Annotated in this window: 20 protein-coding genes and 1 riboswitch; of the genes, 16 read left to right on the top strand and 4 right to left on the bottom strand. The window is 60.9% G+C overall.

The window, feature by feature from the left end:
* Nucleotides 1-104 precede the first annotated feature (104 nt).
* From larE to P9L99_04080, 3 genes are read left to right on the top strand one after another with little or no spacing between them, the layout of a single operon-like run.
* Entirely contained in the window at nucleotides 105-950 is an 846-nt protein-coding gene (larE, locus tag P9L99_04090) for an ATP-dependent sacrificial sulfur transferase LarE (protein MDP8222517.1), read from the top strand.
* Nucleotides 940-1,998 (top strand): tRNA 2-thiouridine(34) synthase MnmA, encoded by a 1,059-nt coding sequence (mnmA, locus tag P9L99_04085; GenBank protein ID MDP8222516.1) that lies wholly within the window; start codon nucleotides 940-942, stop codon nucleotides 1,996-1,998. Before larE ends, mnmA begins: the two co-directional genes overlap by 11 nt.
* 16 nt (nucleotides 1,999-2,014) lie before the next feature.
* On the top strand, nucleotides 2,015-2,758 hold the full coding sequence (locus P9L99_04080) for a HesA/MoeB/ThiF family protein (protein ID MDP8222515.1): 744 nt from the start codon (nucleotides 2,015-2,017) through the stop codon (nucleotides 2,756-2,758).
* Here P9L99_04080 and P9L99_04075 read toward each other — a convergent pair.
* Genes P9L99_04075 through P9L99_04060 form a run of 4 tightly spaced genes read right to left on the bottom strand, consistent with a single transcriptional unit; the run spans nucleotide 2,755 to nucleotide 7,022 of the window.
* Nucleotides 2,755-3,783, bottom strand: coding sequence for an SGNH/GDSL hydrolase family protein (locus tag P9L99_04075; GenBank protein MDP8222514.1), 1,029 nt, complete (start codon nucleotides 3,781-3,783; stop codon nucleotides 2,755-2,757). The two genes, P9L99_04080 and P9L99_04075, sit on opposite strands and share 4 nt — an antisense overlap.
* Before the next feature lie 8 nt (nucleotides 3,784-3,791).
* Entirely contained in the window at nucleotides 3,792-4,370 is a 579-nt protein-coding gene (gene yihA, locus P9L99_04070) for a ribosome biogenesis GTP-binding protein YihA/YsxC (protein ID MDP8222513.1), read from the bottom strand.
* 3 nt (nucleotides 4,371-4,373) lie between these two features.
* The gene (gene ccsA / locus P9L99_04065) at nucleotides 4,374-5,705 is read right to left on the bottom strand and encodes a cytochrome c biogenesis protein CcsA (GenBank protein MDP8222512.1); all 1,332 of its coding nucleotides are present in this window, start codon (nucleotides 5,703-5,705) and stop codon (nucleotides 4,374-4,376) included.
* A gap of 3 nt (nucleotides 5,706-5,708) precedes the next feature.
* A complete protein-coding gene (locus P9L99_04060) occupies nucleotides 5,709-7,022 on the bottom strand; it encodes a cytochrome c biogenesis protein ResB (GenBank protein MDP8222511.1) in 1,314 nt (437 codons plus the stop codon).
* Between the two features lie 171 nt (nucleotides 7,023-7,193).
* Between P9L99_04060 and P9L99_04055 the strand changes: the two genes are divergently transcribed.
* The 13 genes from P9L99_04055 (at nucleotide 7,194) to tyrS (ending at nucleotide 19,901) form a co-directional block, all read left to right on the top strand.
* A complete protein-coding gene (locus P9L99_04055) occupies nucleotides 7,194-7,568 on the top strand; it encodes a hypothetical protein (GenBank protein MDP8222510.1) in 375 nt (124 codons plus the stop codon).
* Nucleotides 7,569-7,627: 59 nt separating this feature from the next.
* Nucleotides 7,628-8,377 carry a hypothetical protein gene (locus P9L99_04050; protein MDP8222509.1) on the top strand — a complete coding sequence of 250 codons (750 nt, stop codon included), beginning with the start codon at nucleotides 7,628-7,630 and terminating at the stop codon, nucleotides 8,375-8,377.
* A 145-nt stretch (nucleotides 8,378-8,522) separates the two neighbouring features.
* Entirely contained in the window at nucleotides 8,523-10,769 is a 2,247-nt protein-coding gene (locus P9L99_04045) for a thioredoxin family protein (GenBank protein ID MDP8222508.1), read from the top strand.
* A 35-nt stretch (nucleotides 10,770-10,804) separates the two neighbouring features.
* On the top strand, nucleotides 10,805-11,335 hold the full coding sequence (locus P9L99_04040; protein ID MDP8222507.1) for a TlpA disulfide reductase family protein: 531 nt from the start codon (nucleotides 10,805-10,807) through the stop codon (nucleotides 11,333-11,335).
* Nucleotides 11,332-12,753 carry an exodeoxyribonuclease VII large subunit gene (xseA, locus tag P9L99_04035; protein ID MDP8222506.1) on the top strand — a complete coding sequence of 474 codons (1,422 nt, stop codon included), beginning with the start codon at nucleotides 11,332-11,334 and terminating at the stop codon, nucleotides 12,751-12,753. Before P9L99_04040 ends, xseA begins: the two co-directional genes overlap by 4 nt.
* A gap of 49 nt (nucleotides 12,754-12,802) precedes the next feature.
* Nucleotides 12,803-12,903: riboswitch (TPP riboswitch) on the top strand.
* Nucleotides 12,904-12,966: 63 nt separating this feature from the next.
* Nucleotides 12,967-14,253, top strand: coding sequence for a phosphomethylpyrimidine synthase ThiC (gene thiC, locus P9L99_04030; GenBank protein MDP8222505.1), 1,287 nt, complete (start codon nucleotides 12,967-12,969; stop codon nucleotides 14,251-14,253).
* Complete coding sequence (gene thiF, locus P9L99_04025) at nucleotides 14,250-15,056, top strand: sulfur carrier protein ThiS adenylyltransferase ThiF (GenBank protein MDP8222504.1); 807 nt, start codon at nucleotides 14,250-14,252, stop codon at nucleotides 15,054-15,056. Before thiC ends, thiF begins: the two co-directional genes overlap by 4 nt.
* The gene (gene thiS, locus P9L99_04020; protein MDP8222503.1) at nucleotides 15,044-15,247 is read left to right on the top strand and encodes a sulfur carrier protein ThiS; all 204 of its coding nucleotides are present in this window, start codon (nucleotides 15,044-15,046) and stop codon (nucleotides 15,245-15,247) included. The genes thiF and thiS overlap by 13 nt, the downstream gene beginning before the upstream one ends.
* Nucleotides 15,248-15,250: 3 nt before the next feature.
* Nucleotides 15,251-16,042, top strand: coding sequence for a thiazole synthase (locus tag P9L99_04015; protein ID MDP8222502.1), 792 nt, complete (start codon nucleotides 15,251-15,253; stop codon nucleotides 16,040-16,042).
* Nucleotides 16,039-17,151 carry a 2-iminoacetate synthase ThiH gene (gene thiH, locus P9L99_04010; protein MDP8222501.1) on the top strand — a complete coding sequence of 371 codons (1,113 nt, stop codon included), beginning with the start codon at nucleotides 16,039-16,041 and terminating at the stop codon, nucleotides 17,149-17,151. The genes P9L99_04015 and thiH overlap by 4 nt, the downstream gene beginning before the upstream one ends.
* A gap of 28 nt (nucleotides 17,152-17,179) precedes the next feature.
* Nucleotides 17,180-17,833 (top strand): thiamine phosphate synthase, encoded by a 654-nt coding sequence (gene thiE / locus P9L99_04005; protein ID MDP8222500.1) that lies wholly within the window; start codon nucleotides 17,180-17,182, stop codon nucleotides 17,831-17,833.
* 134 nt (nucleotides 17,834-17,967) lie between these two features.
* A complete protein-coding gene (locus tag P9L99_04000) occupies nucleotides 17,968-18,627 on the top strand; it encodes a hypothetical protein (GenBank protein ID MDP8222499.1) in 660 nt (219 codons plus the stop codon).
* 77 nt (nucleotides 18,628-18,704) lie between these two features.
* Nucleotides 18,705-19,901, top strand: coding sequence for a tyrosine--tRNA ligase (gene tyrS, locus P9L99_03995; protein ID MDP8222498.1), 1,197 nt, complete (start codon nucleotides 18,705-18,707; stop codon nucleotides 19,899-19,901).
* Nucleotides 19,902-19,959: the final 58 nt, after the last annotated feature.

Here is a 19,959-nt window from a genome sequence, read left to right as displayed (position 1 = left end):
ACGGTGTATATTATCCAAAGGAGGGGTGGCTCGCAAACGGCCACAGAGCACTTAATTCACAGGCCGAGCGGCACCAAAAAACACGTCGCTTATTGAGAATAAGTATGAAAAAAGAACCCGATTCCGTATCGACAATCGAGCGACTCAAATCGCATTTCGCCACCCTGGACGGCGTGACCGTCGCCTTCTCCGGAGGCGTGGACAGCACGGTGCTGCTATCGGTGGCGTGCGAGGTTCTGGGCGACCGCGTGCTGGCGGTCATCTGCCACGCACCCAGCCACACCGCTCGGGAAATCGACGAAGCGCTGACGCTGGCCGCACAACTCGGCGTTGAGACCCAACTCATCCACGTGGATCCCCTGAACGATCCGGGCATGCAGGCCAACGACCGCCGGCGCTGCTATCACTGCAAGAAGGTTCTGTTCAGCACCATTATGGAAGCCGCTGCCGCCGCGGGATTGCCCACCGTCGTCGAGGGCACCAACGCCGACGACCGCGGCGACTACCGGCCCGGCTTCCAGGCGGTGCGGGAACTGGGTGTGCGCTCGCCCTTCTACGAACTCGATATCGGTAAAACCGAAATCCGCCGGATGGCGAAGGCTCGCAACCTGCCGGTGTGGAACAAGCCCGCCGCCGCGTGCTTGATCTCCCGCCTGCCCTACGACACCGAAATCACCGAGGCGCGCCTGCGGCGAATCGAGGCGGCCGAAGAGACACTGCGCGCCGCCGATATCTGGCCCGCGCGGGCTCGCGACCACGGCGACCTGTTGCGTGTGGAAACCGATCCCGAGCTATTTACCGCGTTGCTCGCCCCCTTGCGACGTACCTCGCTCGTCGCCGAATTGAAGGCCCTTGGATACGCCTTCGTGGCCTTCGACCTCGAGGGCTACCGCACCGGCGCCATGAATGAAACGCTGCGCCATCCCAAGGAGGATGCCGATGTCGACTAAGCAGCGCGTGGCTGTGGCCATGAGCGGCGGTGTGGACAGCAGCGTGGCCACGCATCTGTTGCTTGAGGAAGGTTACGAGTGCGTCGGCGTCACGCTGCAACTGTTCGACACCGGCCAGTGCGGCGCACCGGAAGCGATTTCCGCAGCCCGCGGTGTAGCGGAGCAACTCGGCATCGCGCATCACGTCGTGGACGGTCGCGAACGCTTTGCAGAGAAGGTTCTGCGCCCGGCATGGCAGGAATACGCCCGCGGCCGCACGCCTAATCCGTGTGTTATCTGCAACGAAGAAATCAAATTCGGATTGCTCTCGGAATTCGCCCGCAGCTTGGGCATCCCCCTGATCGCCACCGGACATTACGCCCGCCTGCGACCGGCGAAAAACGGCGCGGTCGAATTGTGGCGCGGCCTCTCGCGCGAAAAAGATCAATCGTACTTCTTGTTCGCCCTGAGCGAAGCGCAGCGCGCCGCCTGTCTGATGCTGCTGGGCGCGTTGACCAAGCAACAAGTGCGGGACATTGCCCGCGAGCGCGGCTTGATGAGCGCCGAGCGATCCGACAGCCAGGACGCCTGCTTTGCCACCAATGATCGAACCTTCCCCGAAGAGTTGCGACGCTTTTTCGACGAACCGGCGCAAGCCGGACCGGTCCTCGATGACGAGGGCAACGTCGTGGGACAACACACGGGGCTGCACCAGTACACCATCGGCCAACGCCACGGGCTGGGAATCGCTCTTGGCGAGCGAGCTTGGGTCCGCGAAATCGATGCCGTGCAGCGCCGCGTCGTACTGACGACGGACGCCAACGCGTTGATGGCTCGGGGTTTGGAAACCGCGGGAGCGCGTTGGCTGGCGACGCCGGAAGCCCGGGATTGCCAGGTACAGATTCGCTATCGCCACAAGGCGGTACCGGCGCGGGTGACGCCGCTGGATGACGACCGGTTTCGCGTGGAGTTTGCTGAGCCCCAACGCGCCGTGACGCCCGGCCAGGCGGCGGTGCTCTACGACGACGAGCGAGTGTTGGCCGGCGGCTGGATCGACCGCGCGCTTTAATGCCATATTGACCGCCATGACCGCAGGCAAAGGACGATATCACGCACAGGAATTGCTGCCCTTCTGGGGTTCCGGCGGTCAGGAGCGCCTCGCGAAATCGGCAGTGCTGATCGCCGGGTGCGGCGGGTTGGGCGGCCACGCGGCGACCTTGTTGGCGCGGGCCGGCGTGGGCCATATGCGATTGGTCGACCACGACACGCCGGAACTGAGCAACCTCCACCGGCAGGTTCTCTTTTTCGAGCAGGACGTGCGCGACGGCACGGCGAAGGCGGTTGCGGCGGCCGACGTGGTGCGTCGGGCTAATTCCGACATCGTCGTCGATGCGCGGGTCGAGGAAATCAACGCGCAAAGCTTGGAGAACCTGCTGGACGGCATCGATCTGGTCGTCGACGCCACCGACAACTTCCCCACCCGCTTCGCCCTCAATGAGGCTTGCGTGCGGCGCAACGTGCCCTGGATTTACGGCGGCGCGGTGGGCACCTCCGGCAGCGTCATGGTGATCGTGCCGCGTGACGGCCCCTGTCTGCGCTGCGTTTACCCGCAGGACCCAGACGAGTCCGCAATTCCGCACAGCAGCCGAAACGGCATTATCGGCACCCTGCCCGCCATCGTCGCGGCTCAGCAGGCCACGGAGGCGCTGCGCCTCCTGCTTGGGGAACCGGTCGACTGCAGTGTCATGCGCCTGTTTGATATTTGGGAAAAACGTTACGAAACGCTCGCCCTCAAACGACAGCCTGCCTGCCCGGTGTGCGGCGGCTAATCGAGCAACCCGCGTCCGGCCAACCACGCCGCAATGCTTTGCGCATACCACGTAAAAACGTATTTCGGCGGATGAATGTTTCGGTATTCCGGCCCGCGGTCTTCCGCCTCCAGCGTGAGCACAGGCACCGACGTGTCCACGGTGTAACGGTTGTAGTCGAACGCGTTGCGGGCATAACCGGGGAACAAAAAAACGACGACCGGCACGCCGCGTGCCGCGCTGTCGGCGAAGAATTCCCTGGCCAGGCGGATGTTGCGCTCTTCCAGATCGTAGTTGCCGTTCCAGTCGCACTCCGCTTCAACCAAATGCCGGGCGTGAAAGAAGCGGGCCAACGCGGAATGGCGGAGCGCCGTCAGAAGCACGCCGCGCGGCAGGATTCGTGGCGGCGGCGGGCAATCCTTGCTAAGAAGACCTTCGTACAGTTCGCCATCGCGTCGAAAATAGGGCGCGACCGGTTCCCCTTGAACAAAGGGCGGCGGGCCAAGGTTACTGAGCCCAAAAAGGATCACATCGGGGTCGAGTTTCTCCAACGCCTCACGACCAAGCGCGACCATCTGCTGCGGCACGTAAGCCGGGGCGCCGAAATTGACCACCTCGAAGTCGCCGTCGTAATCGCGATCGAGCACCTGCTCGAGTTGAGCGGGCCAGGTATCCTCGTCCGACAGCCCGAGGCCGTACACGTTGGAGCCGCCCAAAGTCACGACGCGAAAAACTTGCGGCGGCTTCTCCGCGGCGATCTCCGCCCCCCGCGCGCCCAGCGAGTTCACGGTGACCGTGTAGCCGACCTGGCTGTGCGGCGTCTGACGGTAATGGTGTTGCCCCGGTCGGAGGCGATAGATCAGTTGCGGGTCGTCCACCATCCGTTGGCTGAGTAAATCGGCGTTCTGGTAGTAGAGGATCTGCTCGATCAATTCCCAGTCGTAGCCGCCGAGCCGCACCGCGACGTCCATCACCAAGAATCCAAGGACAATGCCGAAAGCGACCGCCACCAAACGTCGTCGCCAGCGGCGGGGGGAGAAGGCCATGATTCCCCTTACAGGTACGCTTCCAGCCGCTGCCAGAGCGCCTCGAGCCCCTCGCGTCGGGAGCCCGATGTGATGACCGCGACATCCGGCGTGAGACCGGCTTCGCGACAGACTTTCTGCACTTGGTTGCGACGTGCGTTGCCTTTGAGCTTGTCGGCTTTGGTGAAGGTCAACACGACCTGGCGGCCCAGGCCGTCGAGGTAGTCCAGCAATTGTAGATCGAGGTCACCAAGACCGCGCCGCAAATCGACCAACAACACGACGGCGCAAATTGTATCGCGCGATTCGAGATAGCGCCCCATCATCGGCGCCCACTTGCGTCGTTCGATTTTGGAAACCTTCGCGTAGCCGAAGCCCGGTAGGTCGACCAAGTAGAAGCGTTCGTCGATGTCGAAGAAGTTAATCAGCCGCGTCTTGCCCGGCGTCTGGCTGACTTTCGCCAACGCCTTGCGGCCGCAGAGCGCATTGATCAGCGTGCTTTTGCCGACGTTGCTGCGACCGGCGAAAGCGATTTCCGGCCGGTCGGCGGGCGGGTATCCCCCCGGGTCGACGGCGCTGGTCAAAAAGGTCGCTTCGTGTATTCGCATCGCTTACCCCGTGGCGTATGCATGCAATCCGGACAATAGCAGATTGACGCCCAGGTAAGTGAAAACGACCGAGAGAAAACCGACGATCGCGACCAGGTTGCTGCGCCGGCCGGACCACCCGGCGGTCAAACGGGTGTGCAAGTAAAGCAGGTAGATGATCCACGTCACGAGGCTGGCGGTCTCTTTGGGGTCCCATCCCCATGGGCGGCCCCAGGCCTTATTGGCCCAGATGGCGCCGGTCACGATCACCAACGTCATCAGCGGAAAGCCGACCATGATCGAGTTGTAACCCAGGCGATCAAGGGTTTTGGCGTCGGGTAAAGCGGCCAGCAATTCTTCATACCGCCAGCAAAAAAGGAGCACCAGTAACGCGAAGAGCCAAGCCGACACCAGCATCGCGTAAGAGTACGGATTCGCCGCCATGTGCGTGTCGAACCGTCCGGAAACCAGCACCGGAATCCCCACGAGCACGCCGGTGAGCAAGACCCAAGCGGTCGCCAGGCCGATCAGCGGCAACCGTTCCTGCGCGCGCTGCTCGTTGGTGAGCAAGGCCGGGATCGTGGCCAATAACGCAAACAAAAAGGGTAACAAGGAGAACAGCAGAAAGATGCCCGCAACCGGCAGGTTGATCTGCTCGTATTGGCCGGGCGTGCCGCCTTCCAAGGGAACCGGCATCCATTCGGCGCCGTGCGACACGATCTTGGTCATGGGGAAAACGCCGAACAGCACTTGTCCCCGGGTTGCCGCTAAGGCCGCGAATATCGCGAAACCCGCCGCGACCGCGATAAACCAGTTCAGTCGAACCCTATCTTTGAGCAAAAAGAGCGCGGCGAATACAAAGGCCGTCAAAAAGGCCGCGTAGCCGATGCTGGCCACCGCGACGTGCAAGTGCAGCCACACCGATTGCAGCGCCGGTACCAGCGGTTCGATTCCCTTGTTGGGCGAAAGGCTCGCCAGCCCCATCGCCAAACACGCCAGCGGCACGACAAACGCCCCCGCGATCTTCACCTGGTAACGCCACTCTACAAAGAGATATACGACAATGATGCCCCACACAAAGAATACGAGTGATTCATAAAGATTGGTGAACGGCGGGTGAGCCCAGCCCGCGGCGATCCAGCGAAACATCAACGCGAGAGTCAGAGCCAACGCCGCCAGCAAGCCGAAACCAAAGCCTGTTTTCCAAGCGGCCTCGCGCCGTGTGGCGACGTACACGAGGTAGCCGACCGTCGCAACGACGAACACCAGAAACGCCAGATCGAAAAGGGCTGCGCTTGTGGGATACGCCTTGCCGCTGCTTAAACCCGAGATGATCTCGCGAAGTAACGCGCCCATTAATCAGCCCTTCTTCCACGTGGCGGATTCCGCTTCCAACCACCTTGCCAAGGCCTCGCGGTTGCGCGACGACGAGGCCGCCACAACCGTCTCCCGCGGACCGATACGTACCCAAATGCGGCGATGGGAAAAATACATCACCCAAAACAGGCCGATGAAAAATAAACTGAAACCCGCCCAGAGAAACGAGATGCTCGGGTCGGCGGAGACAAGCAAGCCCGTGTAATAGCCCTCCTTCACGCCCCGAAACGCGAAGCCGAATTCACCGAGCTGCACGGTCTCGCCACCCTGCCGCAGCCAACCGTCGAAGCTTTCGCCGCCGGACTGAACTTGAATGTGCAGTTCGGTCGTCCCTTCGTTGTTGCGGGAGTGGTTGAGAATAAAACCGTCCCGCGTACCGGGAATCGATTGAATCTGCCCGAACACCACAGGCAGTTCCCGCTGGGCGCCGCCGACAGTGATGTCGATGATCGGAAAGCGCTCTTTACCGTAAGTGGCTTGGAAAAAACGAAAACCCCCAATCCCCAGCGGGTCGTTAACTTGTATCGTCTTCGCCATCTGCTCGACGCCGTCCTTCCAGACGACAAGGTCGCTCACGAATTCCTTCGGCCGCTGGGAACCTTCATAGAAATCCACTTGGAAACGTCGGCACTCGATGTCGAAGGGCAGACGCAGCAAGTCGTTGTCGTCGGAGCGGAACAGACTGAGACTGCCGCCCTCGGGAAGCATGATGTGCCCTTCCACAGCGGCCATCAACTTCACCATTGCGCCGGCCAGAATCAGCAAAACGCTCAGGTGAACCACCACGATTCCATAACGCGCCCAGGGCCGGCTATCGACAAACAAATGGGTTTGGTCGCCTTGCGCCGTGCTTCGCACGCGGCCGAGAGAACCCAGCGACGCCGTGATGCCCTTTTGGTCGACCGCCGCGGTTTTGATCCGAACGATACTGTGGGCGCCGCGCTCCGTGCTTTCGTCGAGCACTTCGCCCCCGCTCGCCAACAGCCGGCGCACGCGTTTGATGTAACGCCACGTGCAGGCGATCAGGTTGAGCATCAGCAGGGCGACGAGGAAGAGAAACCAGAAGCTGTGAAAAACGTCGGTAAATCCCAGCAGGTGCAGAATTCGCCAAACCGGATATTCGAGTTTCTGCGTCAACACCTGCGCGGGGATCGTGATGCCGACTTGGGGGAATACGGTGCCGATTAATGTACCGACGCCAAGAGCGATGAGGCTGTAAACCGTCACCGACAGCGAGGCGAGCCAATCGACCGCATCCTCGATAATCCCGAAATTGTGTTTCTTTTCTGCGCTCATCGCCCCCCCGAGCCGTGATTTGCTTGGCTAACACGGAGCCGCGAAAGGTGTCAACCTCAATCGGGTCAGAGCGGACGGATACTTGACTTTGCGCCGTGGTATCGTTCATCCTGTAGCTCTAATGGCAGGAGCAATTTGACATACGCCGAACAACGATGGACGGCCCCGAAAGTGCAGCAACGCGTTCTCACGGTTTTATTGGTTTTAACTTTCGCCGCGATTTCCGTGGTTGCCGCCCGTCCGGGATGGGTCGTCTCGAAAATTTCGTTGGTGAAAGACGGTGAAATAGCGTATGATTTCGACCGTGATGGCCGGCAGGATTTGATCGAACAATGGGAGCAAGGTACTCTCTTGGCGGCTCGTGAGGACACCAATGCCGACGGCCGGTTTGATGCGTTCGTGGTGTATCGGGACGGTCAGCCTGTTAAATTAGAGTACGACCTCGACCACGACGGCGAGATTGACTATCGTTCGGTGGTGGACGACGGTCGTGAGCGTGTGGAAGTATTGGTGAACGGCAAGTTCGTGGATATACGCAAGCAATAGAGACTCCGATGCCATCGTGATGGCCCGCGGGTTTCGCTCATGCTTGGGGAGGAATGGGGATGACCGAAGAGAACACTAAGCAGCCCGATTCGAACGCGCAAGCGGTTGACAAGGAAATCGAGGCTGATATCCGGCACCTGAAACGCTCCAGCAATTTACTGGCGGCGTTGGGATTGGTTATCATCGTGCTCTTCATCATCCTTCTCGGCATCAAAGTGACCCACAGTTGGCATCCCTCCGAAAAAGTCTTGCCGCACTTTATCGAGTCGGCGACGGTCTTGGCCGAAACCACTGAGCTGCTCGCCGACCCGTTGCCGACCGCCAAGGTGTTGGCCAAGCTGCCGCGGGACACGCGCCTGCTGATCATGAACGACAACCGTAAGAATTGGTACAAAGTGCACGTCGTTTCCGCCGATTCCGATTCGATCAACGGCTTGGAGGGCTACCTTCCTAAAGATGAAGTCCGCAGCCGTTCGCAAGAGCGCCAGATGCGCCAGGAACTGGCCGATCAAAACACGAAAGCCATCGACATCGTAGACGTCGATTGGACCATCGACGAAGTCGGCAACTACACCATCAGCGGCAAAGTCGTCAATTTGACGAAAGACCTGCCGCTGCGGAACATCAAGGTGATCATCACTTTCTACGACCAGGACAACAATGTCGTGGAGCAGCGCTCGACCATCGTCGCCACGGATAATCCGTTGATGCACAACAATCCGATTCCCTTTGCGTTCATCGGCAAGAACGACAAGGTGTTCAATTTCGTCAACTGTCGCGCCGATTACCGCTTCTCCGCGGATCAATAGACGCGGCCGCTCCCGTGATTTTTCAATACGCCGCCGGCGTGGCCCGAGCCGCACGGCTCATCTACCTTCAAGCGGCTTTTATTGAGATGAAAGAGTGCTTATCTTTTGTCGACTAACGAGACGAACCCTGTCGATGAGGGCGACGATGAGAATACGCATTCGCAGCCATAGCTTGATCTTACTCGTTCTGCTGGCGACCCTATTCGCCGTCGCGCCCGCGGCGGCTGAAGACGACCTGAAAAAACCTCACGTCTCGGCCGAACTAATCGCCGACGTCGCGGCGGTGAAGCCCGGCGACACCTTCCGCGCCGGCATCAAGTTCACTGTTGACAAGGATTGGCATATCTATTGGAGCAATCCGGGTGAGGCCGGTCTACCGACGAAGATCGCCTGGCAGAAATACGACGCCCTGATTTTCGGCCCGGCCCAATATCCTGAGCCCGTGCTGTTCGGCGTCGGCACGCCGCTTTCCGGTTATGGCTACGAGAAAGAACTCCTGCTTTACTCCAACGTAACTGTCTCCACCGAGGCCGGCGGAGCACTTAAGCTGCAGGCCGAACCGTCCTGGCTCGTGTGCAAACACATCTGTCTGCCGGGTAAAGTGTCGGTCTCTTTGGAATTGCCCGTCGCGGACGCGACAACGCCAAGCAGTCATCGCGGGCTTTTCGACGCCGTACAGAAAGTCGTACCCGTACCGGTCGACACGGTTCCCGGCCTGGCGGTCACTTCCCGTTTCAATGTCTCTGCCGTGACGCCCGGCGACGAGTTCACGGTGATGTTCGTCCTCAACGCTCCCGAAGGCAAACAGATCGCCCCGCGCGCCAAGCAAAAGCATCCTTTGTTTTCGCCGCTCAAACCGGTCAATTACGATGTCCTGAAGGTTCAAGCCGAACCGCACAGCACCGCGCCGCGCACGCAATTAGCCGTCCAGGTGACCGTGTTGACGTGGCCGGAACTTGATAAAGCGGAAAAGGCCGGCGGAACCTTCCAATTCGTCCTCCTCGACGGAAAAAAGGAGCAGAAGATCGCCGTCGATTTCGAAACCGCCCTGCCCTTTGCGGCCGCGGGAACGCCCGTAGAGAAAATCGAACTCCCCGACCTGGCGTCGACGGTGGCGACTTCCGGCGCGGCGCCCTTTGCCGCAGCGCCGCAACGAGGCTTGCTGTTAATGCTGCTGTTTGCCTTCGCGGGCGGCATCATCCTCAACATCATGCCGTGCGTGTTACCGGTGCTGTCGATCAAGGTGCTTTCGGTCATTCAACAGTCGGACATGACACACCGGGAAATCCGCAACCACGGCATCGCTTACACGGTGGGTATCCTCGGCAGCTTCCTCGCGCTGGCGATTTTCGTCGCCATTCTCAAAGGCGGCGGCGAAGCCGTGGGATGGGGATTCCAGTTCCAGTCGCCGGTGTTTGTTTCCATACTCGCGGCCGTGGTTTTCGTGTTCGGCCTCTCGATGCTCGACGTGTTCCTGATTAACACCCCGACCTCCGCCGCCGTCCAAGACGCCACGGTTAAAGAAGGCCTACGCGGCTCGTTTTTCAACGGCATTTTCGCCACGGTGTTGGCGACGCCGTGTACAGCGCCGTTTTTGGGAACGGCGGTCGGCTTCGCTTTCACGCAGCCGATTTGGGTGACCTTCATGATTTTCATGTCGGTAGGTCTGGGCTTGGCGTTCCCGTTTTTGCTCTTGGCTTTCGTTCCTGCCTGGACGCACTTCATGCCCAAGCCGGGCGACTGGATGGATACCTTCAAGGCCGTGATGGCTTTCTTGCTGATGGCCACGGTGATCTGGCTGCTAGACGTGCTCGGCAAACAGGCCGGCGCCGCCGGAATGACGCGCCTGCTCGTCTACCTCGGGTTGCTCGGTTTTGCCTCCTGGCTGTACGGCCGCTTCGGCAGCATCCTGCGCGAAAGAGCCGTCCGCCTCACCGTCGCCGTTGTCGCAATCGCCATTGCGCTGGGCGGCGGCGCGACTTTACTGCGTTTCGAGCCGCCGGCAGTCGCGGGACAAATCGCCGTCGCGCCGGACGGTATTCCCTGGCAGCGTTGGTCCGAGGATTCCGTGACGAACCTCGTCGCGGACGGCAAAACGGTATTCGTCGATTTCACCGCCGCGTGGTGCTGGACGTGCAAAGTCAACGAGAAGGCGGTCATTGAATCCGAGGAAGTGAAAAACACGATCAAACAACTCGGCATCATTCCGCTCAAGGGCGACTACACCAATCGGGACCCGGAAATCACCGATTTCCTCAAGCGTCACGGTAAGGCGGGCGTGCCGGTGTATGCGGTCATCGGGCCGAAAAACGGCGGAAAACCGGTTATCCTGCCTGAAGTCTTAACCAAGGACTTACTTATCAACGCCTTGAACAGCGCCGCGAAGGGCTGAGGAAACAAGTCGTTGTTGAAAGGCTTGAAAACTTGATGAAACACGTTTTGATTTTCATCGCGCTGGCCGCCCTGCTCGTTGCCGGCGGATCGACGCTTGCTGTGAGCGCCGGGCCGGGGCTGCCGTTTATCAGTTCGTCCCAGGCGACCTACCGGGTTCTTGGTCAGGACGGCGACCAGAAACTGCACACCAACATCGGCAAGCCCACGTTGGTCGTGTTTTGGGCGGCGTGGTGCATCCCGTGCCTCCACGAGATACCGCACCTCAACCACCTGCACGCCACCTGGGAAACGGACGGGCTACGGATTTTGGCGATGAGCATCGACGAAGGAAGCGATGCCACGATCGCGCATACGGCGAAGAAATTCGAGATGATTTATCCCGTGGCGCGGCCGTCGGCGCAGTTGGTGCGCGACTTCGGCGTCGAGGCGATTCCCGCGACCTTCCTGTATGCCCCCGACGGCTCGTTGGCGCAGAAATGGCTGGGGCCCGTTTCGGCCAAAGAGATTGAAACCTACTTGAACAAATGGATTACCCGCCCCGCCGCGGCAAAAAGCGGACCGTGACCGACCAAGGCCGCCACGTCTGGACCGTCGGCGAACTAGCCGAGGCCATCAAGCAGCAATTGCAGACCACCTTTCCCGACGTGCAGGTGCGCGGCGAAGTCAGCGGCCTGGCAACCCCCGGCAGCGGCCACATGTACTTCACGTTCAAAGACGACCAGGCGGCCATCCGGTGCATCGTATACCGCCACGTGCGCCGCTACCTGCGACTCGAGGTGGAAGACGGCAAGGAATACCTCGTGCGCGGTAAGATCAGCAGCTATGGGCCGCGCAGCGAATACCAGGTGTTGGTCGATTACCTCGAACCACTGGGCCTGGGCGCGCTGCACGCCGCATTTTTGGAACTCCAGCAAAAGCTCGCCGCCAACGGATTCTTCGACCAGGCCCGAAAGCGCCCGCTGCCGAAACTCCCGGAACGCGTGGGCATCGTCACAAGCCTGCACGGCGCGGCGTTGCGCGACATGTTGCGCATCATTTTCGGCAGGCGACCGGGTCAGCAAGTCGTCGTCTCGCCAACCCAAGTGCAGGGTGAAACCGCGGCGCAATCCATCGCCCACGCGATCGAGATCCTCGCCAATTTCGGCGATCCCGACGTAATCATCGTCGGCCGCGGCGGCGGCAGCCTGGAAGACCTTTGGTGCTGGAACGAGGAACCGGTGGTGCGGGCCGTGGTTGATTGCCCGGTGCCGGTTATTTCGGGTGTCGGCCATGAGGTGGACGTCTCGCTTTGCGACCTGGCCGCCGACGTGCGCGCCGCCACGCCAACCCACGCCGCCGAAATCGCCGTTCCCGACGCCGTCGAATTGCAGGTAAAGATCGACGCCTTGTGGGAGCGCGCTCGACGCGCCGTGGTGGGTGATATTACGGTACGGCGTCATCAAGCTGAAAAAATCGGTCAACGACTGCGGCAGGAAGCGGTGCCGACCGCTCTGCTCGGCCGGCGGCTGGACGACCTGCTCGCGCTACTGATGGACGTAACCCAAGACCGGCTGATCGCCAACGGGCACCGCCTCGCCCTGCTCGAACGGCGACTGACCGGCGCTTCTCCACGCAACCAACTATTTCAGCGCCGGGCGCGACTGGAAGGCCTGGCCGCCCGTTTGGGCGCCTCCTTCGTCGCCAACGTGGAACGCCACACGCAAGAACGTCGACGTTGCCGCGACCGCAATCGCCAACTGGCCCATCGCGCGCGTCAAGCGATGCAAAACCGGCTGCGAAGCGACCGCCAGCAGCTTGTCGGGTGGCGCTCCCGCCTGGTTTCGGTGAGCCCCCTGGCGGTACTCGAACGCGGCTACGCCATCGTCACGGACACGAATGGCAGCGTTCTCAAAGAGGCCGCCGGAACTGCGACCGGCGCGGAATTGGGAGTCCGTCTGCACCGCGGCCGCCTTCGCGTCTCGGTCACCGACTCCGAAGATTGACTCCGCCGATTCCGTTGGACACCTCCCGGCATTTTTGTTAGCGTCCAGCCATGGTGAACGGGGGTGCCGGCTCGAGCGGGCTGCGCTGAGAACATACCCCTCGAACCTGGCCGGGGTAATGCCCGTGTAGGAAGTTCATTTTATCGCCGCAGAAAACAGACGATAAAGCGCCTCGGCCACCGCGAGGCGTTTTCGCGTTAAAAGGAGCCGCATATGGCGACATTGCTTGACCAGCTAAACCAAGGCGAGATGCCGGAGAGTATCCACATCATCGCCGAGGACGAAGGGATCGACGCGGCGGTACTAGCCGAGCGCGTTCGCGCCGGGCGCGTCGTGGTCCCCCACAACAATCGCCGCACGTTTCGCCCGATGGGTATCGGTGAAGGGCTGCGTACGAAGATCAATGCCAACATCGGTACGAGCCCGAGCCACTACGATATCGCGGAAGAGAACGCCAAGATGGGCGTGGCGATCGAGGCCGGGGCCGACTCGGTCATGGACCTGTCGACCGGCGGCGACCTGCGGGCCATTCGCGCGGCGTTGCTGGACGACTGCCCGGTGATGATGGGCAGCGTGCCGATCTACTACCTGTCGGCCGTCTTGGCGCAGCAGAAAAGGGACATCGTCGACTTCTCGGTCGACGAACTCTTCGACGCCATCGATGAGCAATGCGCGTCGGGCATCGACTACATCACCGTGCACTGCGGCACGACGCGGCGCTCGCTGGAAGCGCTTGAGTCGAGCGATCGGGTGATGGGAATTGTCAGCCGCGGGGGAAGCATCATCGCGGCGTGGATGAAAAAGAACGACGCGGAAAATCCGCTGTATGAGTTCTACGACAGGCTGCTCGCGATCTGTCACACCTACGACGTAACCCTGTCGCTGGGCGACTCGTTGCGTCCCGGCTCCGTCTGCGACGCCACCGACCGCGGCCAGATCGAGGAGTTGGTGGTGCTTGGCGAACTGGCGCGTCGCGCCCGCGACGCCGGCGTGCAGGCGATGATTGAAGGGCCGGGTCACGTGCCGCTTGATCAAGTCGTTGCGAACGTGCAGATCCAAAAGCGCTTGTGCGACGGCGCTCCCTTTTATGTGCTGGGGCCGCTCACAACCGACATCGCGCCGGGGTACGACCACATCACCGCAGCCATCGGCGGCGCCGTGGCGGCCATGGCCGGGGCTGATTTCCTCTGCTACGTCACGCCCGCGGAGCACCTGACCCTGCCCGACATCAAAGATGTGCGGCAAGGCGTAATCGCGGCTAAAATCGCGGCCCATTCCGGCGACATCGCCAAGGGGCTGCCGCAAGCCTTGGCTCGTGACCGTGAGATGAGCCGGGCGCGCAATCAACTCGATTGGGAGGGGATGTTCCGGCATGCCATCGACCCGGTTGTGGCACGGGCACGCCGGATGAAAAGCGAAGACGCCCAAAACGAAGTCTGTACGATGTGCGGCGAGTTATGCGCCATTCGCACGTACCGCAAATCGGTGGATGAAACATGATTCGGCTACAGGTCAACGAACGCGAACTGCACGTCAAGAACGGTACGACCCTGTTCGAACTGCGTGATGAGGTCATGCCGCTGGCCGACATGGTCATCTTCAACGGCTATACGATTCGCTATGACACGATCCTGCACGAGGGAGACGTCGTGGTGCTCATTACCCGCAATCGCCGCCCGACCTCCGCGGAATTGGAGTCGCTGCTCGTGGCGCGCCACACGCCGGGCGTCCATGCCAAGGTCAAGCAGGCGACGGTTGGCGTGGCGGGCGTCGGCGGCTTAGGAAGTGCTGTGGCGATCGCGCTGGTACGCACGGGCATCGGTCGCATCGTGCTGGCTGATTTCGATTTGGTCGCGCCTTCCAACCTGAACCGGCAACAGTATTTCCTGGACCAACTGGGCACGCCGAAGGTCGTAGCGCTGGCGGAAACTTTGCAGCGCATCAATCCCTACACCGAAGTTGTTCAGCGAAACCTGGAAGTAACCCGCGCCAACGCGTCGAAGCTCTTTCGGGACTGCCAAATCGTCGCTGAGTGTTTCGACGAGCCCAGGGCCAAGGCCATGCTCGTCCAGGCGTTGGCCGGCGAGAAAACCGTCGTAGCCTCCAGCGGCGTGGCGGGCTGTGGCTCGGCCAACGAAATTCGCACAACCCGGCGACTCGACGGACTTTATGTCGTGGGCGACGAAATCAGCGAAGCAGCCCCGGGCCGCGGACTGATGGCCCCGCGAGTCGGCGTGGCGGCGCACCATCAAGCCAACGCCATCCTGCGTCTGATATTGGGGGAAGATCCATGCCACGACTAACCGTGAACGGTGAAGCCCATCAGTTCGACGGCGTGAAAACCATCGCCGCCATGCTGGAGGTGATGAATATCCTGCGTGAAAACCTTGTCGTCGAACACAACGGCGAAGTGATTCAACCGGATAAATACGAAACCACCGCAATCCGCGACGGCGACACCCTGGAACTGGTTCGCTTCGTCGGAGGAGGCTGAGAAATGCCCGTGGAAAACGGACCGCTGGTGATCGCCGGCGTCGAATTCAAGAGTCGTTTACTGGTGGGAACCGGCAAGTTCCCGCACCCGACGGTTATGGCCGCCTCCCTCGAAGCCAGCGGCACCGAACTGGTCACCACGGCCCTGCGGCGCGTGGATTTACACGACCCGGAAGACCCGACGCTCTCGCACCTGGACCTGACCAAGTACCGTCTGCTGCCCAACACCTCCGGCGCGCGCGACGCCGAGGAAGCCGTTCGTCTGGCCCGCCTGGCCCGCGCCGCCACCGGCAACAATTGGATCAAATTGGAGGTGACGCCCGAACCGAACTACCTGCTGCCCGATCCCGTCGAAACCCTTAAGGCGGCCGAAATCCTTATCAAGGAGGGCTTCGTCGTCCTGCCGTATATGAACGCCGACCCCATCCTCGCCCTGCGCCTGGCCGACGCGGGCTGCGCCACGGTTATGCCCCTGGCCGCGCCCATTGGCAGCGCCCGCGGCATGCGGACGCGCGATCAAATCGAAATCATCATTCGCCAGGCAAGCGTGCCGGTTGTGGTTGACGCCGGACTCGGCCTACCCAGCCATGCCGCCGATGCCATCGAAACCGGCGCCGACGCCGTGCTGGTCAATACGGCAATCGCTATCGCCGAGGACCCGGTGCGTATGGCCCTCGCCTTCAAAACCGCCGTTGAAGCGGGCGAAATGGCCCGCATGGCGGGTGCCGCCGACACCAGTTCCACCGCTCGCGCTTCCAGCCCTTTGACGGGCTTTCTGCGTAAGGACGATCCATGAGTTTCGCGGAGGCTCTCCACCGCTTCGATTGGCCCCGGCTTCGGGACCGGATGGAAAAAGTCTCGGTTTCCGACGTGCAAAGCGTATTGCGGCGTTCCCAACTAGACGACGCCGACCTCCCGTTGCTTTTTTCGCCCGCGGCCGACGACCTGCTCGAAGCCATGGCTCAGCGCTCCGCGGCGATCACCGCGCATCGTTTCGGCAAAATCGTGCAACTCTACGCGCCGCTCTATCTGTCCAACGAATGCATCAACGATTGCCGTTACTGCGGCTTCGCCGTCCGCCACGACATCCCGCGCCGCACCTTGACCGTGGACGAAGCCCTCGCCGAAGCCGACATCCTGTGGCAAGAAGGCTTCCGCCACATCCTGCTGGTGTCGGGCGAAGCGCCGCGCGCTTTTCAGGTTGCCGACCTGGAAATGGTCGTCGCTGAAATCGCGCCCCGGTTCGCAAGTATCGGAATTGAAGTGTTTCCCATGGATGAAAGCGACTACCGCAGCCTTGAACGTGCCGGCGTCGATAACCTGACTTTGTATCAGGAAACGTACGACCGCGGCCTCTACGCCGAACTACACCGCGGCCCGAAAGCCGATTTCGACGGGCGTTTGCGGGCCGTCGAAGCGGGCGGCATCGCCGGTTTCCGCAGCCTGGGCGTCGGCGCCCTGCTCGGTTTGGCCGATTGGCGGGCCGAAGGCCTCGCTGTCGCGTACCACGGCCGCTACCTTGCCAAACGTTTCTGGAAAAGCCGCGTGGCGGTCAGCTTTCCGCGACTGTGCCCGGCGGAGGGCGGATTCACGCCCCGGGTTGCCGTGTCCGACCGCGATTTGGCGCACCTGATTGCCGCCATCCGGTTGACGTTGCCCGACGCGGAGATCGTGGTGTCCACGCGTGAGAGCGCCGCGCTGCGCGACCGCTTGATTCCACTTGGCGTCACCCGCATGAGCGCGGGCAGCAAGACATCGGTGGGCGGTTACCGCGACGGAGCGTTAGCTTCCGGCCGTCAATTCGCGGTGCATGACTCCCGTTCCCCGAAGGTCGTGGCGCGGGCGATCGAAAACGCCGGCCGCGAAGCGGTTTGGAAGGACTTCGACGAGGGCTTTCGGAAGTGACAATCTACTTTAAGTTAGTGGTATAAACATGCGTAAAAAAGAGCTATTAACGAAATTTGCAGAGGTCGACTTGTACCCCGTGACGTGCGAAGCGCTTTCGGCGGGTCGCTCGAATCTCGAAGTGCTGGACGGCATTCTGGACGGCGGCGCAAAGATCGTCCAGTTACGCGACAAGACGCTCGAAATGCGCGATCTTTTCGAGTTGGCGCAAATATTCCGCGAGAAAACTCGTTCGGCCGGAGCGCTGCTGATCATCAACGACCACATCGATCTCGCCCTGGCCGTCGAGGCCGACGGCGTGCATCTCGGCCAGGCGGATTTCCCCCTGCCGGCGGCGCGTCGGCTCGCCCCGGAGCTCATCATCGGGCGCAGTTCGCACAATTTGGCGCAAGCGCTGAAAGCGCAGGCTGATGGTGCGGATTACGTGAACATCGGTCCGATTTTCCTGACGGGAACGAAGCCCGAACACAAGGTGTTTCTTGGTCCCGACGCCATAAATAGCATCGGCGGGCAGTTGGACATCCCTTTCACGGTGATGGGCGGCATCAACGAAACGAATATCGCCGAGGTCGTCGCGGCGGGTGCCCGGCGTGTAGCGGTTGTGACGGCGGTGACACAGGCGGCTGACATCGCCGAGGCGGTGCGGCGTTTGCGGTCGTTGATACATCACGGCACCGAGTGACATTTTTTGCGTTCCCTGATTATCGCTTGACACGGGTTCATCAACTCGTAAAATCCCCGCTTTCTGTTTACGCACTCGAAAACAAGCAAGCTTTTTCTCCGTAGAGAATCAATAGAGAGCGCAGGGAGAGATTAATGCGGCAATTAAATGTGATTCTCGAAGATTTGAAGGACCGCGGGATTCTCGTCGGACCCGGGCATTTTGTGCTGGGCGACGGCTACGGGAATCCGGGCTTTCACAGCCGGATGTTCATTCATTGGGGGCTGTTTGCGGAGGCGGTCGACATTTACGCGGAATTGGTTCATCACCTGGCCAAACAGATCAGCCACGTTCACTTCGATTGCATCATAGCGACCGACGAAGACTCCCTGCCCACCGCACGGATGTTGGCCCGCGTGCATTCGGAAGAGGTTTGTCGTCCTCCAGTCGAGTGCTTCTCGCGGGAAAGCGGCCTGCCCACGGCGAAAAAGCCGCAAACTGCTTTGTTGCACGACGATTTCATCAACAACGGCCGGCAAGCCAACGATACCTTGATCGTGCTGGCTCAAACCCAATGCAAGCCTGTGGCGATTTCCACTCTCTTCACCCGCACCGAGGGCCTCGAGCTCTTCAGTTTGCCGATCTACTCGGCGGTCGGCGAAGCCATGGTGGCCTATCCTCCCGACGATTTGCCCGTGGACCTGCTCGCCACTCCGATCAACACGCAATATGGAAAAGGCGATATCTACTTGCGCAGGGAGGCGGAGGCATTGGCCGGTGGCCTGCGTAGGGCGGCGAACAGCCGACTGAGCTAGAACGCCTTTTGCAATCCCGCCGGTTTCTGATTATGCTTTGCGCCTTGGTTTTCAGCGTCTAAAGGGAGTCCCAACGTATGGAATTGGATGTCGAACGCACGCTCGCCGTCATACGGCGCGGCGCCCACGAGATCGTGCCCGAGGATCAACTTCAGAAGAAGGTCGCCAAGGCGCTGTCGGAAAAGCGTCCGCTGCGCATCAAGGTGGGCATCGATCCAACCGCGCCGGACGTGCACATCGGCCATCTCGTACCTTACGGCAAGATGCGCGATTTACAGGACTTAGGCCACATCGGCGTCGTGATTATCGGGGACTACACGGCGCGCATCGGCGATCCGACCGGACGCGAACAGATGCGAACCGCGCTCACAAAGCAGGAAGTTCAGGAAAACGCCGCTAAGTATATGGAGCAGCTATACAAGGTGCTCGACCCCGACCGCACCGAAATCCGTCACCAAACCGAGTGGTACGGCGATTTCGATATGGCCGACACACTGCACTTGCTGCAAGAAGTGACTCTCGCGCAAATGCTGCAGCATGAGACCTTCCGCAGCCGTTACGAAAACAACGTCCCGCTGGGTCTTCACGAATTGTGCTATCCGGTTCTGCAAGGCTACGACTCGGTGGCCGTGCAGGCGGATATCGAAATGGGCGACCCGGCGCAGAAATTCAATGTTCTGGTCGGACGCGACATGATGGAGCGGCGCGGCATGGAGCCGCAACTGGCGCTGCTGATGCCGATCCTCATCGGCACCGACGGCAAGGAAAAAATGTCCAAAAGCATGGGCAATCACGTCGGCGTATTAATGTCGCCTACCGAGCAATACGGCCGTACGATGTCGATTCCCGACGATATCATGGAGAACTGGTACAAACTTTTCCTCGGCTTTGCCGCTGACGAGCTTGCGCGGATTCGTGAGAAAATCGGCAGCGATCCCATGGGCGCCAAAAAGGATTTGGCCGCGGCGATTGTCGAACGTTTGCACGGGCGCGATGCGGCGCGCGAGGCGGCGGAGGATTTCGACCGCAAGTTCAGCAAGCGTACGCTGGAGCTGGATAATATCCCCGAAGCGCCCCTGGCGGACTTTGACCCGCCGACTGTGGTGAACGTTGTGGCAACCTTTTTCGGCATGAGCAACAGCGAGGTAAAACGTCTCGTGAATCAAGGCGGCGTCAAATTCGACGGCGATACGCTTTCCGACCCCCGCGCGCCATTACCCGGCGGCGGCGTTCTGAAGGTCGGCAAGAAGAAATGGCTGCGGCTAATTGGTTGACAGCTTCCGAAAGAAGCTGATAGCATTCTGCGGTCTAACCAGTAGTGGTAATTTATGG

The sequence above is a fragment of the Candidatus Lernaella stagnicola genome (assembly GCA_030765525.1).
GTDB lineage: Bacteria > Lernaellota > Lernaellaia > Lernaellales > Lernaellaceae > Lernaella > Lernaella stagnicola.
Note: the sequence above shows the minus strand (reverse complement) of the source record. Positions and strands in the feature narration are given on the sequence as shown.